General features: G+C 37.5%; 13 protein-coding genes and 1 pseudogene. All 14 read left to right on the top strand.

The window, feature by feature from the left end:
• The first annotated feature begins 401 nt into the window (after positions 1-401).
• The 14 genes and pseudogenes from FFM68_RS02110 (at position 402) to FFM68_RS02045 (ending at position 14,112) form a co-directional block, all read left to right on the top strand.
• Positions 402-1,163, top strand: a complete 762-nt coding sequence (locus tag FFM68_RS02110; RefSeq protein ID WP_137617777.1) for a YveK family protein — start codon at positions 402-404, stop codon at positions 1,161-1,163.
• A gap of 14 nt (positions 1,164-1,177) precedes the next feature.
• Positions 1,178-1,951, top strand: a complete 774-nt coding sequence (locus FFM68_RS02105; RefSeq protein ID WP_137617776.1) for a CpsD/CapB family tyrosine-protein kinase — start codon at positions 1,178-1,180, stop codon at positions 1,949-1,951.
• A 3-nt stretch (positions 1,952-1,954) separates the two neighbouring features.
• Positions 1,955-2,724: pseudogene (locus tag FFM68_RS02100) on the top strand (tyrosine-protein phosphatase).
• Between the two features lie 19 nt (positions 2,725-2,743).
• Positions 2,744-3,457: a sugar transferase gene (locus FFM68_RS02095; RefSeq protein WP_137617775.1), complete on the top strand. Its 714-nt coding sequence runs from the start codon at positions 2,744-2,746 to the stop codon at positions 3,455-3,457.
• 11 nt (positions 3,458-3,468) lie between these two features.
• A complete protein-coding gene (gene cps2T / locus FFM68_RS02090; protein ID WP_137617774.1) occupies positions 3,469-4,650 on the top strand; it encodes a beta 1-4 rhamnosyltransferase Cps2T in 1,182 nt (393 codons plus the stop codon).
• Between the two features lies 1 nt (position 4,651).
• Positions 4,652-5,455 (top strand): glycosyltransferase, encoded by an 804-nt coding sequence (locus tag FFM68_RS02085; protein WP_137617773.1) that lies wholly within the window; start codon positions 4,652-4,654, stop codon positions 5,453-5,455.
• Positions 5,456-5,474: 19 nt separating this feature from the next.
• Positions 5,475-6,620, top strand: coding sequence for a glycosyltransferase family 4 protein (locus FFM68_RS02080; RefSeq protein ID WP_137617772.1), 1,146 nt, complete (start codon positions 5,475-5,477; stop codon positions 6,618-6,620).
• On the top strand, positions 6,613-8,025 hold the full coding sequence (locus FFM68_RS02075) for a hypothetical protein (protein ID WP_137617771.1): 1,413 nt from the start codon (positions 6,613-6,615) through the stop codon (positions 8,023-8,025). Before FFM68_RS02080 ends, FFM68_RS02075 begins: the two co-directional genes overlap by 8 nt.
• The gene (locus FFM68_RS02070) at positions 8,018-8,968 is read left to right on the top strand and encodes a glycosyltransferase (RefSeq protein WP_137617770.1); all 951 of its coding nucleotides are present in this window, start codon (positions 8,018-8,020) and stop codon (positions 8,966-8,968) included. Before FFM68_RS02075 ends, FFM68_RS02070 begins: the two co-directional genes overlap by 8 nt.
• Positions 8,961-10,010, top strand: a complete 1,050-nt coding sequence (locus tag FFM68_RS02065; RefSeq protein WP_137617769.1) for a glycosyltransferase family 2 protein — start codon at positions 8,961-8,963, stop codon at positions 10,008-10,010. Before FFM68_RS02070 ends, FFM68_RS02065 begins: the two co-directional genes overlap by 8 nt.
• A 122-nt stretch (positions 10,011-10,132) precedes the next feature.
• Positions 10,133-11,566, top strand: a complete 1,434-nt coding sequence (locus FFM68_RS02060) for an oligosaccharide flippase family protein (RefSeq protein ID WP_137617768.1) — start codon at positions 10,133-10,135, stop codon at positions 11,564-11,566.
• Between the two features lie 77 nt (positions 11,567-11,643).
• Positions 11,644-12,612, top strand: coding sequence for an ATP-grasp fold amidoligase family protein (locus FFM68_RS02055; RefSeq protein WP_167483431.1), 969 nt, complete (start codon positions 11,644-11,646; stop codon positions 12,610-12,612).
• Between the two features lie 228 nt (positions 12,613-12,840).
• Positions 12,841-13,407: a VanZ family protein gene (locus tag FFM68_RS02050; RefSeq protein WP_137617766.1), complete on the top strand. Its 567-nt coding sequence runs from the start codon at positions 12,841-12,843 to the stop codon at positions 13,405-13,407.
• Between the two features lie 105 nt (positions 13,408-13,512).
• Entirely contained in the window at positions 13,513-14,112 is a 600-nt protein-coding gene (locus FFM68_RS02045) for an alpha/beta hydrolase (RefSeq protein ID WP_137617765.1), read from the top strand.
• The last annotated feature ends 39 nt before the right edge of the window (positions 14,113-14,151 follow it).

Here is a 14,151-nt window from a genome sequence, read left to right as displayed (position 1 = left end):
ATGATACATTAGAATCAATGTTTTAACTTGATCAACAGAATGGGCTTTTCCATTTACACATAATTCTTGACGCAACCGATAGAAAGTATACTGAGAATATAATAATAAATATTTTAATTAGATATATGTTAATAAATAATATCGTTAAAAATAACTATGTGAATAATATTAGAATCTTAACTTAGACACAATATTTCAGCAGTAGACGAATAAAGAGTAGCAAGATTTTCTTGTTGTGGAAGGAATACTAGTTTGTTCGTGCGAATTTTTCAAGCAGATGATCGGATAGGTTTATTTTTCAAATTTGTCCGTTTTCTTGGTTCGTTGCAACGCAGTATTGGTGCTTAGTTTTTATGAGATCTAGGTAAACAAAAATATTTTTAATTTCCGGAGGAGAAAAAATGGAAGAGATGATCAATTTTGAACAAATATTTCTGATCTTAAGAAAAAAGAGTCTATTGATTTTAATTATTACAATTATTGGCACTGTCCTTGCAGCAGGAATCACATTTTTTGTAATTACTCCTCAATATGATTCCTCGACGCAGCTAATCGTCCAAACAGAACAAACCAATAATGCCTATGGCAATTTGCAAAATGACATCAGCGGCAATGTACTTTTGATCAATACTTATCGAGACATGATCAAAGGAGATATCGTCATTGATGCAGTGCAGGAAGAATTGAAAAAGGAACATAACTACAATTACAGCAACAGTCAGCTGGACGAAATGATCGAGATCGAACAAGCCGAAAATTCGCAAATTTTTAAGATCATCGTGACGACATCTGATCCAAAGAGGGCCGCAATCATTGCCAACACTACCGCCGAAACTTTCAAAGAAAAAGCCGAAGAAATTTTGACGATTAATAAAGTGACCATTACTTCTAAAGGAGATGTCCCGACTGAAGCGGTATCGCCTAATAATCAATTGAATTTAGCGATTGGTGGAATGTTGAGCTTAATGCTTGGTGTAGGTCTAGCATTTTTATTGGAGTTATTCAATAAAACACTCAAAGATGAACGTTTTATCAGGGAATCACTAGAGTTACCTGTTTTAGGTCAAGTATCAGAGTTCAGCAAAAAAGATTTGCTTGATACTTATAATAATGAAACATTAAGCGACTGGGCAGTATCTGAGGGAAAACGAAAACGTGTGTAAGGAGTGGATGTTAGATGGTAAAAAAGCAAGCTGTTTCAAAGGTTAATCTAGTTTCAGAAACCAATCCATTTTCAGCGATAGCTGAACAGTATCGTAAGATTCGAACCAATATTGAATTTTCTTCATCAGACAAAAAAATAAAATCGTTAGTGATAACTTCGGCAAGTTCTTCAGAAGGAAAGACGACGACAGCCGCCAATTTAGCAGTAGTTTTTGCACAAGCAGGGAACAAAGTTTTATTGGTAGATGCTGATTTAAGACGGCCAAATGTAGCCCTAAGTTTCGAAGTGCCAAACGTTAATGGGTTGAGTTTCAAAGTCCCGAATATCAACGGCTTGAGCAACTATTTGACGGAAGAAAAGTTGGCTGATAGTACGTTTTTAGTAACGGAAAGTAACGAAGATCAAGAGCAATCCACTCGTTTAATTGAAACCGACACTGAAAATCTGTATTTGATGCCAAGCGGGCCAACGCCGCCAAATCCATCTGAATTACTAAATTCAACTCGGATGCGGAAGTTGGTTGATAATCTAAGCAATTCTTTTGATCTGGTGATTTTTGATATGCCACCGGTAGTGCCGGTGACCGATGCTCAAATCATGTCGGCATATGTCGATGGAACTATTTTAGTCGCACGCGAGCGAGTGACTGCCGAACGGACACTTTTAGAAGCAAAAAAATTGTTGGATATGGTTCGCGCAAAAATTATCGGTGTCGTTTATAACGGGAAAAAAAGGGGCAATGATCAATACCATTACTACGGTACCGAAAAGAAAGTAAGAGAATAATAAATGATCGATTTACATTGTCATATCTTACCGGGATTAGACGACGGTGCTCAGACATTAGCAGATAGTCTTGCGATGGTCGAAAAAGCGATCGATCAAGGAATTACTCATATTATGTGTACGCCTCATCACAATAATGGAGAATACAATAATCCGGCAAGAAAAGTAATTTCGGCAGTAGAAACTTTGCAACAAGCGATTGATCAACGCGGCTGGGAGCTGACTTTGTTTGAAGGTCAAGAAGTACGGCTGACAGAACAGCTTCTTGCCGAGATCGAACGACAAGAGATTTTGTTCATTGATGAGAAAAAAAACTATCTATTGGTCGAGTTTCCAGCAAATGAAGTGCCGCCTTATTCGGAATGGCTGTTCTATCAGCTGCTTATTCGAGGGCACATACCCGTTCTTGCCCATCCTGAACGAAATGCTGTATTTTGCAAAGATCCTAATAAGCTGATTCCATTTCTCGAGATGGGGGTGCTGACACAATTGACGGCCCCGAGTATCGTCGGCGTATTTGGAAAAAAATCCAGAAAACAGCCAGGAAGATGTTGGAACATCAGATGCTGCATACAGTTGTTTCAGATGCCCACAATCTAAATCAGCGAACATTTTTTATGAAGGAAGCGTATCAAGAAATCGAGAAAATCGGTGGCAGTGAAATGAGTTCAGCGATGCAGCAGAGGGCAAGAGACTTAGTAAATGGTGATTCGATCGTAAGACCCGCATACCAGATAATAAAAGAGCCACGTTTTAAGTTCTTTTCAAAATAATTTGTTTGGGAGGTCAATGATGAAAAATAAGAAAACTTATGGCAGCGCGGAAAGTTTAGAGAATCAGATTCACGTTGATCAAAGACATTTTAAACTGGGTTGGTTAGACAAATCAAAAGTAGAGCGAAAAGGCTATAACTTAATCAAACGAATTGTAGATATTATTTTAGGCTGTTTAGGACTTATTTTTATTTCACCCATCATGTTGTGGATCGCCTACAAAATACGTAAAGAAAATCCTGATGTTTCAGTGATTTTTTCGCAGCAGCGTATCGGTCAAAATGGTCGAGCCTTTACGATGTATAAATTTCGCTCGATGTGTGTCGATGCGGAGGAACAATTGGGGGATCTGCTCAAAAAAAATGAAGTCGACGGCGCTATGTTCAAAATGAAAGATGACCCCAGAGTCACTAATTTTGGCAAATTTATTCGGCGGACCAGTCTAGATGAATTGCCTCAGCTGTTCAATGTGATCAAGGGCGATATGAGCTTGATTGGACCGCGGCCGCCGTTGGAAAGAGAAGTTGCAGAATATACGAATTATGATCTGCAGCGTTTGTTTGTCAAACCGGGCTGTTCCGGTTTGTGGCAAGTCAGCGGACGCAGCGAGATCCAATTTAAAGAAATGGTCGAACTTGATATTGAATATATCAAAAAGCGAAGTTTAGGATATGACATTTCTTTAATCGCTAAAACGATAAAAGTGATCTTGAAAAAAGATGGCGCTTATTAAGGAGCTTTTGTATGAAAGATAAAAAACAGCACGTTTATATCATTGGTTCAAAAGGGATCCCAGCGAAATATGGCGGATTTGAAACATTTGTTGAAAAATTGACGGAATACCGATCAGACAGCAAGATTCAATATCACGTGGCTTGTATGGCAGAAAATTCAGCGAAATCTGGTATCAGTACTAAAAATTTCGAGTATAATGGCGCGCAATGTTTTAACGTCGATGTACCGAAGATTGGACCAGCCAGAGCAATCTATTATGATATCGCAGCGCTGAAACAAGCCATTCAAATAGCGAAGGAAAATCAAAATCAGCGCCCTATCTTTTATATATTGGCCTGTCGGATCGGGCCGTTTATTGGCAGTTTAAAACAGCAGATCAAGCAATTGGGCGGAAAATTATTTGTTAATCCGGATGGACACGAATGGCTGCGAGCTAAGTGGAGTTATTCCGTGCGGCAGTATTGGAAGTATTCTGAGCGGCTAATGGTGAAGCATGCCGATTTAATGATCTGCGATAGTCAGACGATTGAAAAATATATCCGCAAAGATTATCGAAAATACGATCCTAAGACCACGTACATCGCTTATGGAACAGATTTAGAAAAATCACGATTAACGGCGTCCAGTCCAGAAGTATGCGAGTGGTTCAAACAAAAACAGGTCCAGCCGAATGAGTATTATTTAGTGGTAGGCAGATTCGTGCCGGAAAATAATTATGAAACGATGATCCGGGAATTTATGAAATCTGATACGAAGCGGGACTTTATTTTAATCACGAATGTTGAACAAAATAAATTTTATGACCAGTTGAAGAAGCGGACCAATTTTGACCAGGATCAACGAGTGAAATTCGTTGGGACCGTCTATGATCAGGAGTTATTGAAATACATTCGTGAAAATGCCTTTGCTTATTTGCATGGACATGAAGTTGGAGGGACCAACCCTTCGTTATTAGAAGCTTTAGCAGCAACCAAATTAAATATTTTATTAGACATCGGATTTAACCGCGAAGTTGGCGAGGATCGGGCACTGTATTTTAAAAAGTCAGAAGACTCGTTAAAGGCTCGGATCAATGAGGTGGAAGAAAATCATAAAAGTTTTGTCAAAGAAAGACGAGCAGCACCGATCGCCGAGCGTTTTTGTTGGGATTACATTATTGATGAGTATGAGAAAGAATATTTAGGAGGTTAATATGCTGTATATAGGGATTGTTTTATACAACTCATTGATCGAGCATTCTAAGATATTGAATGCTGAGATCGACGGGATAAATTGTTCGATTATTTTTTCTGATAATAGCAACATTGAAACGATTAGAGCAAAGAACAACCGCTATGCAAAAGCAAATAAAATCCAATATATCAACAATAAAGGCAATATCGGATTGTCTAAAGCTTACAATTCGATTTTGCAGCAACTGCCTAAAGAGAAGCAAGAAGACTATTTAATATGGCTCGATGATGACACGGAAATATCGCCTGCGTTCTTTAAAAAAGTAATGAAGGGGATCGATCAAGCTTACGATATTATTTTACCTAAAATCGTAGGACAAAATGGCATCATCTATTCACCAAATGAACGAGGCGCGATCAGAAATAAACTGGTACTGAATCAAACAGACCAGCTGGATTTTGACAAAATAAACGGCATCAATTCTTGTTTGACAATGAGACTGTCGATCTTTGATTCATTTGAGTACGATGAGGCGCTTTTTTTAGATCAAGTGGATCAATTATTTTTCGATACGATGCGAAAGCAAACGTTAAATTATTTGATCATCGATCACGTGATCAAACAAAATTTCAGTCAAAGAAATGTGATCAGAAAACATGAGTATCTCTCGCGATTCTCAATCAGAAAAAAAGACGTTTTGCAGTATGGCAGAATTAGTCCCAACAGCAATATCCTCTTTAGCAAAATCAAAGTTTTACTGTTAGGAATCCAGCTGACGGTCAAAGCGCAGTCTGTTAAATACTTGTTTGAAGCGATCAAATAAAATAGAAGAAGGTGTTACTATGAGAGTTCTGTACATTATGAATAATGTCGATAAGGGCGGTGCCGCCTTAGCATTTAAAGATATGATTGATGAGGTTCTGGACAATCATCCTAAGATAACGCCTGTAGTTTTATTAGCGAAAAAGAATGCACTCGCGGAATACTTCACCAGAAAATCAGTTGAAGTATATGTTATTAATTTTAATAACTTTCTGACGACTGGAAGACAACCAAAAATATTTTGGAAAGCAGCCTTACTAAGCAGATATCTTTTATCTAAAAGTAGTTTTTTCAAGACCGTGGGAAGTCAACTAAAGCTTGAGACGATCGATTTGATCCATTCAAACTTAAACCGCTTTGATATAGGGGCTCATCTGTCAAAACGATATTCTATTCCGCATGTTTGGCATATCCGAGAGCATGGGGACGATTTCAAATTGCAGAATCTCTTGTTAGAAGATGAAATCGAACATATGAATTCTTTCAATAGTCATTTTGTAGCGATCTCCCAGTCTGTTTTGAATGAATGGAAAGACAAAGGAGTCAAAAATATTTCATTAGTCTACGACGGGATCCAAACGACAGATTATCCATCTAAAGGGACTAGATCCGATAAAATAAAGATCCTTTTTTTAGGCGGGATTACCAAAATGAAGGGCCAAGACCGCTTTTTAAAAATCATTTCAAGCTTGCCGCAAGAAATATTGGCTAAAATACAGATCGATTTTATCGGCAGCGGCGCCAACGGCTATACGAAATTTTTAAAAATGAAATACCGTCATTTAGCCGAAATTTTTACGTTCCATCCTTACAGCGAAAAAGCATTAGAGCAGATTCGTGAATATGATATTGGGGTGAATGCGTCGTTTAGAGAAGGATTCGGCAGAGTTACCGCTGAATATTTGGAACAGGGACTGTTTGTGGTGGGAGCCGACACTGGGGCATCACCGGAAATAATTACAGATAGTAAATTGGGTTGGTTGATTGATTTTTCCGATGAGCCGAAAGCCAACGCAAAAAAATTGCAAAAGATACTTGTTGAAGAGCGTTATAAGACAGATCAAGAGTATCGAGCGGACTATACGATAGCGAATTTTTCTATAAAAAGACATGTGAATCAAGTTGTTGCACTGTATAAAGAAATAACGGTGCAACCTTATGATTAATCCCTTCAGTCTTATTACTATTTTATGGATCGGCAGAATTTTTTTTATAAAAGGGAAAGAACGGCGCTTGATCTATTTGATTCCTTTGACCTTTTTTTATGAATCATTTTTAGAAGTAGGTTATTTCTTACGATTTGGGAATATCGAGATTGGCTATGCATTTTTTGTAAATCTCTTTTTGTTCGTCTATCTTTTATTCAGTTTGATAAAAGAAACGATTCCGAAACAATTTTTCTTAGCCGGAATGTTGCTTGTGGGAGCGGGAATGCTTGGAAATATTTTGCTCGTTTTTTTTCCAACTCAAGTCAGAACCGCCAATATCAATATTAGTTGGGATAATAAGATCGTACTGCCTGGGTTGATCTTTGAAAAAATCCATCTGACTTCATTCAATTTATTGAATCTATTTTATCTAGTGACGTACATCATGCTTTTTATCGTGATTGTGTCAGTATTTAAAAAAGAAAGTCCTAAGCTGGTAGTGAGGTCTTTGAAAAAGATGACTGATTTTATCTTAATCATTGGGATCGGGGAACTAATCAGCAAATATCTTTTTAGAAGCGATGTATTTAATACGATCGTAAATACTATTTTTGGAATCTCCGAGTCGACGTATGTCGAAGTGACTGCGCGGGGGAGTGGTTTCTTACTGCAAGGATTGACCCAAGAAAGTTCGCATTATGTTTATGTATTGTTTATCCTGTTTTTTGTAATTTTAGCCAATTTCATTTTAACGAAACAACGTTCAGACCTTTATCGTTTGGCTAGCCTCTTGTTACTATTAGCCGTTTCAATGTCATTCAGCAGTTTGATCTATTTTGTAGCGATTATCCATATCGTGTTGCTGTGGAAATTCAGAAACATGAGAATCGAGAAGAAAATTCTGTGGGGAGTGCTTCAGTTAGCTATTCTTCTAGTTTTAGTCTTTTTAGTAACGCAAGTCTTGCCTGAACTAGTAAAGGAACTGAGTGTTACTGGATTTTGGGGCAGAAGGATCAGAAGTGTGTTTGAAGAAATCTCAATTGTTACTTCTGGGCGTTGGCGCCAGTCTTCTCACTCTTTGGAATGGTCGAATCGAGTACGGCTATTGAGCATTTATGAAAATGCGAAAGTCTTTCTCTTGCGGCCGATTTTTGGTTTTGGCTTAGGCAGCGTCGTTTCCCATAGCTCGACGATGATGCTGTTATCTGGCGGCGGCGTCGTATTCGCTTTGATCTGGGCAAGATTTAATTTTCTATTGGGAAGATTGAAAGTAACGTATGAATACTTAATTGTGATCGTTGTTTTTCTAGCAGTCAATGTCTTTAACAGTCTATCGTTTCGACCGTTTTTCGACATTTCTGCAATAATATTCTCATTATCTATCGTAATTATTTTTGGATTAAAGGAGGGTTCGTATGAATAAATTCGGTTTTGTTGTGCTGCAATACAATAATCATCTTGATACGATCGAATGTGTCGAAAGTTTACTAAAACAGACAACCAGTGAATTTATGATTGTTGTAGTGGATAATTGCTCAACAACGAACGCTTTTGAAATTATAGAAAAGAAGTATCGTGAGCAGCGTGCTGTCGCTGTTATCCGAACGAATCGAAATTTAGGCTTTTCAAAAGGCAACAACGTTGGGATAGCAGTTGCTAGAGAAAAAGGAGCAGTTGATATTGCCGTCATTAACAATGACACGGTGATCCATGATCGACAGTTTATCGAAAAATATTATCAACTAGAGCGCTCAGATACGTACATTATCAGCCCAAGGATCATTTCAGCCATCGACGGCAATGATCAAAATCCGTTTATGGTCACCAATCATTTTATCAAAAATAAGCAGATGGCCATTCGACTGGCATTGATCGGTCTTGTTAAATATTTCTTTATTTTACTTGGGACAAAGGAGTTTTGGGAGAAAAGAAATGTTGGCAGAGACTATACGCTAGGACTTGCTGTTAGGGAATTAAAAAGTGAGACTGATGATTACATGTTTCATGGAGCAGCCTTCATATTGACTGAAAAATTTAATCAGCAATTTGATAAAATCCCAGATCTTACGTTTATGTATGAAGAAGAGACGCTATTGTATATAGTTTTGCGTCAATTAGGACTGCAGTATGTATATACGCCTAAATTAGTGATCCATCACAAGGAACAAGCATCAACTACAGCGACCTATGCGAATAAGAGAAAAAAATTGATCTTTGGGTATCGGGAAGATTGTAAAGCGCGAATGCAAGTCTTGAAAGTAAGTTTCTATTTGAATGATCAACAGTATTTGTCAAAGTTATTGAAAAGCAAGCAGACCAAAACAAAAGAAGCTGAAACTGAATTGTGGGGGCTCGAAAATGACTAATACAGAGAAATTTTCATTGATCATCCCTGTTTATAATGCAGGCAATCGTTTGAGGCTGATGTTGCCCTCACTGGCAGCGCAGACATACAGACATTTTGAAGTGTTGGTCATAGACAATAACTCCACCGACAATTCGATTGCTATCGCCAAAGAGTTTAGTCAGCAATTGCCAACGTTGACCATTTTGAATGAATCCAAACAAGGCAGTGCCGCAGCTCGCAATCTAGGAATCGAAAAGTCAAAGTCAGAATGGTTGTTTTTTCTCGATGCAGACGATTGCGTCGAGAACACTTTTCTAGAAGAATTTTCTAAGGTCATTGGTGAAGAAGTCGAAATGGCTATTTGCGGGTTTAATCGAATCGAGTACGATACACAACAAGTCTCTGTATCTTTTAAAAATGATGGATTAGCAGAAATCAATCCTCAAGCGACCATTCAAGTTGGGAAATTTCCTTCTTACCATGCGTATTTGTGGAATAAGAGTTTTCGTAAAAGCATTATTAAAAAATTTAAGATCCGTTTTCGCGAGGACTTGCTCGTTGCGCAAGATTGGCCCTTCCACCTGGAGTATTTTACAAAGATCAAATCAGTCAAACTGATCAATAAAATTTTATACCATTATTATATTTATAATGAAAGCACGAGTCGAAGCCGATTGTTTACCGGATTTCGTGAAAAAGATTTATTGAGGGATCGAGCCTTCCAATATTGTATCGAAGCGACCGATGATTTTGATCAAAGGACCCAATTGTATTTCAAAAATTTGAAAATAGTTAATCGAATGCGATTGCTTAAGGACATGAAAAGAACCAATTATGCTAACTTCCGTTTCTATTTAAAAAAATGGCGAAACAATCAAACAAAGGCGTTTATTGCTGTCATTAGAGATACTGAGCTGTCGTTTAACGACAAAATATTAACGTATTGTTCAGGTCTGATTTTTATTTGGCTAGGTATTGATTTAAAAAGATCGAATAAAGCAGAAAAACATTTGAGCAGTGTTAAAACTGACTCTGGTAAAGTGGCAGATTCTGAGGCGTGAGGCAGGAGCCGATTTAGATTTTTGAATTCGGCTATGCGGTCTGGCGAGGATTCGTTCTTCGCTAGACGTATGCAATAAAGGAAAATGTTTATACAAGATATTTTTGGGGAGGACTAAAACTTGTGAGAAATGTTGCTAGAAACTTCATTTACCAAATTATTTTTCAAGTGATGAAAATTATTGTCCCCATTATCACGATCCCGATCGTCTCAAAAGCGTTAGGACCGTCTGGGGTCGGTCTATATAATTATACTAATTCGATCGCCCAATATTTTGTCTTGGTTGCCAGCTTAGGAGTCGCCATGTATGGAAATCGAGCGATTGCTTTAGCGTATAACCGTGATGAGAATATCTCTATACTATTTTTGGAGCTATTCTTCTTTAAAGCGATTTTTACTCTCGTCGTTTTGTTCGTGTACTTGATTACGGTCAGTTTTTTTGAAAATCGCTTCATATTATATGTACAGGGAATCACTATTTTAGCAGTCTTATTTGATATTTCTTGGTTTTTTATGGGAATCGAGGATTTTAAGAAAACCAGTATTTGTAATGTACTCGTCCAATCCATCACTTTTACAGCCATCATTTTATTGGTTAAAGATCGATCTGATCTGATCATTTATACGGTGATTCAAACAACTGGCCTACTAGCATCACAGATGTTCGTCTGGTTTTTTATCAAACAACATATTGTTTTTGAAAAAATCAGTCTAAGTAATATTTTTAAACATCTGAAAGGCTCCGTTGAGTTCTTTTTACCGGAAGTAGCCATTGTTTTATATACAAATTTGAATAAAACGGTTTTGGGAGTAGTTTTAGGTAGTGCCGCAGTTGGGTATTATACGAATTCAGTGACAATAAATACGGTATTTATTACAGTGATCACTACGCTAGATATGGTTTTACTGCCGCATATGAGTAGTTTATTTGCTAAAGATAATACGGAGCGGATTATTGAACTGATGGAAAAAACACTGCATCTACAGTTGTTTTTCATTATTCCAATCATGTTTGGGATGTTGACGGTTTACGACAAATTGATCCCGTGGTTTTTTGGAGATCAGTTTTTATTCATGAATTATATCGTCCCGTTTTTTTCAATTTTAATAGTGATTATTCCATTAGGCTCTTCTCTTGCAACGCAATATCTAATCCCAATCGGCCAAGTGAACAAATACAATCGCTCAGTCACGATTGGTGCGGGAATCAATATGCTGGGCAATATTATCTTATTGCCATTCTTCGGCTTCTTTGGCGCAGTCTTTTCAAATATTTTAGCTGAATTTTTCGTAACTTTTGTACGATTGAAATCCTTTTTGAAACAGACGGAATTCAAGTTCAATCTGAAAAAGATCATTTCATTCACACTTTCTGCTTTCACGATGATGATCATTACAAGAATCGTATCTGCAAATATGCCATCAACTATCATTACGAATTGTATTCAGCTGGTTATTGCGGTGAGTATTTATATTTTGCTGACAAGTATTTTGAAAGTAAATCCTTTAATAGAAATGGTGCAGAGGTATTTACAAGAAAACAAGCAGCAAGACTAATTTACTCAGGCAACTTGACCCTAATTTTTTCGCGGACTTTTCGATTGTTAAACTCTAAAATGAAAGAGGGAGCAGGGATGACATTCAAAGCAAAAATCAAAGCGAACGCGTCTATTAATTCGCTGTATCGAAAACTTAAATATGGTTATTATAAATATCTAATGAGCGATAAACGCCACGTGCAAAATGTTTTTAAAAAACGATACAACTATGACTTGAATCTAAACAATCCGAAAACATTCACCGAAAAAATAAATTATCTCAAGCTTTATTATGCCAATGATGAAAAAGCCATTTTAGCCGGAGATAAAATCGGATTGCATGCTTTTTTAAAGCAGAAACAACTCGCGAATCTTGCTGTTCCGATGGTTGCTCTTGCTGATTCAGTTAAGGATATACAGTGGACAGAACTGCCGAATCAGTTTGTGATCAAAAAATCCAATGCGTCAAAAATGAATCTGATCGTTCGAGATCTGGCTCAGCTATCTGTGGATGAACTCAAGCAAATTTTGAAAAAATGGGAGAAACAGGTATTTGGCTTAGCGACAGCAGAACCTCATTACGAAAAGATGCAAAGCCGCTTCATCATCGAAAAATATATCCCAAATATTGAGCGAGATTGGAAAATATTTTTCTGTAATGGCGAGCCGTATATGCTTGAGGCGTATTTGTGGGAAAAACAAGAAAAATTAGTTGGTCATCGAAAAACAGTTTATATTACAGCAGATCTCAATGGGAAAGTTTTGCAAATCGATGCGGATGAACAAATGGCTCAGCCTATTCAGACTAGCGGTTTGAAGTTTATCGATTTGCCGCCCCAATTTGAGCAAATGATTGACTACGGCCGAATTCTTGCCGAAGATTTTCCTTTTGTTAGAGTAGATTTTTTTGTTAATGACGGTCAGCTTTTTCTAGGTGAGCTGACCTTTACCCCGGCGGCAGGATTAGATAATTATTCAGAAGAAATCGAACAGTGGCTTGGGGAAAAAATCAGCTTGCCCCATGAAAAAAGAAGAGCAGCAGGAAGTTCTATTCAGCGTAGTTAATCAGAAATTTTTTCGTCGAAGCTGGAAAGTTAGCTCCTACGATCATTCGTGAAATAGAGCGGATTGATAAATTTATCGCGAATACTCAATTGAACTAGTTAAACGACCATTGGCATGCCTTTGGTTTTTTTTGTTTAAAAAATCGACAAGATAGTTAAGCTTTCTTTGAATTTACTGACTTATTTGTTCGATTGAGCTAATCTGTTTTTATAGCGAGGAGGGGATCAGATGAGAAAAATCGTTGCAGGTATTATTTCTTTCATAGCGAGTTATGGCGCGGTTTATTATTTAGTCTTGCCGACATTGGAAACTTATCCGCGTTTAGCCGGAATGGTCCAGCGCTCTGACTATACGGATGAGGCGCTTTGGTTATTTATTTTCTTTAGTTTATGGCTTTTTTATTGGCAATGGGAACAGAAAAAAATATGGAATAGTTATTTGTATTTATTTTACAGCGGCTATTTTTTGTTGTTGTTCATCATGTTGTTTACAAAAGCGCAGACGTATCATTCCTTCAATTTAAATCCCTTTGAATTGTATTTGAATAACAAGCAACAGGTCATTGAGCTGATTTTAAATACGTGCTATTTCATCCCATTAGGTTGTTTGTATGGGATGCGGGCCAAAAAAGCAGAAACGGTTGTGATTACTTTGACAACGATCCTTGGAATCGAAACGTTGCAATATCTTTTTTATTTAGGGACCTTTGATATTTGGGATATCATGACAAACTTTGCAGGCTGTATGATCGGTTATTATTTTTTCAGCTTGATCAAAAAACGAATGGCTGTTTAACTCTGCGAATACCAACCGTTAGACGAGCTAGTTTTTTTCAAACAGAAAATTTGTCCAAAAAACTAATTTATGATAACTTACAATAAGTAAGTGAGGTGTGTAGAGATGGAATATCTTTATCAAGCGGGAAAACCGAATGGAAAAAAGTTTATTTTACTGCATGGAACAGGCGGCGATGAAACATCGTTAGTCGAATTAGCAAAAGTTTTAGATCCAGATAGTACGATCTTGTCTCTTCGAGGAGAGGTTAATGAAGAAGGAATGAATCGTTTCTTTAAACGAAATGGGTTGAATCAATTTGATTTTGAGAGCTTGGAAAAAGAAACAGACAACTTGCATGATGTGATCAAACAGATCAGCCAGGAAAAAGGGATCGCGTTAGCAGATTGGATCTTAGTTGGTTATTCCAATGGTGCCAATATTGCGGCACATTTATTGTTGGAACGAGAAACGGCTTTAGCTAAAGGAATCTTTTTCCATCCGATGTCGTTAGAAGTCCACACACAATCATTTGATTTAGCAGATAAAACTATTTGGGTCTCTTACGGCGGGGGCCAAGATCCGATCGTCAGCGATCTTTCTTTTTCAACGTTGGTTTCAGCTTTTCGCGATCGGAATGCCGAAGTTGCGGCAGTAAAAACAACTCATGGTCATCAAGTAACGATGGAAGAAGTCCAAAATGCTCGTGAATGGCTGAAGGGATAGTGACCCGATTTCGGATATGGTAAAATAAATCAAAGGGGT

It is taken from the genome of Enterococcus xiangfangensis, assembly GCF_005405365.1.
In the GTDB taxonomy this organism is placed as follows: domain Bacteria; phylum Bacillota; class Bacilli; order Lactobacillales; family Enterococcaceae; genus Enterococcus_A; species Enterococcus_A xiangfangensis.
This window is presented reverse-complemented; position numbering and strand designations above follow the sequence as displayed.

Bases quoted from the DNA above. Each gene is read 5' to 3' on its own strand.
- FFM68_RS02110 (WP_137617777.1), top strand. From the start codon at position 402: ATGGAAGAGATGATCAATTTTGAACAAATATTTCTGATCTTAAGAAAA.
- FFM68_RS02105 (WP_137617776.1), top strand. From the start codon at position 1,178: ATGGTAAAAAAGCAAGCTGTTTCAAAGGTTAATCTAGTTTCAGAAACC.
- FFM68_RS02095 (WP_137617775.1), top strand. From the start codon at position 2,744: ATGAAAAATAAGAAAACTTATGGCAGCGCGGAAAGTTTAGAGAATCAG.
- cps2T (WP_137617774.1), top strand. From the start codon at position 3,469: ATGAAAGATAAAAAACAGCACGTTTATATCATTGGTTCAAAAGGGATC.
- FFM68_RS02085 (WP_137617773.1), top strand. From the start codon at position 4,652: ATGCTGTATATAGGGATTGTTTTATACAACTCATTGATCGAGCATTCT.
- FFM68_RS02080 (WP_137617772.1), top strand. From the start codon at position 5,475: ATGAGAGTTCTGTACATTATGAATAATGTCGATAAGGGCGGTGCCGCC.
- FFM68_RS02075 (WP_137617771.1), top strand. From the start codon at position 6,613: ATGATTAATCCCTTCAGTCTTATTACTATTTTATGGATCGGCAGAATT.
- FFM68_RS02070 (WP_137617770.1), top strand. From the start codon at position 8,018: ATGAATAAATTCGGTTTTGTTGTGCTGCAATACAATAATCATCTTGAT.
- FFM68_RS02065 (WP_137617769.1), top strand. From the start codon at position 8,961: ATGACTAATACAGAGAAATTTTCATTGATCATCCCTGTTTATAATGCA.
- FFM68_RS02055 (WP_167483431.1), top strand. From the start codon at position 11,644: ATGACATTCAAAGCAAAAATCAAAGCGAACGCGTCTATTAATTCGCTG.
- FFM68_RS02050 (WP_137617766.1), top strand. From the start codon at position 12,841: ATGAGAAAAATCGTTGCAGGTATTATTTCTTTCATAGCGAGTTATGGC.
- FFM68_RS02045 (WP_137617765.1), top strand. From the start codon at position 13,513: ATGGAATATCTTTATCAAGCGGGAAAACCGAATGGAAAAAAGTTTATT.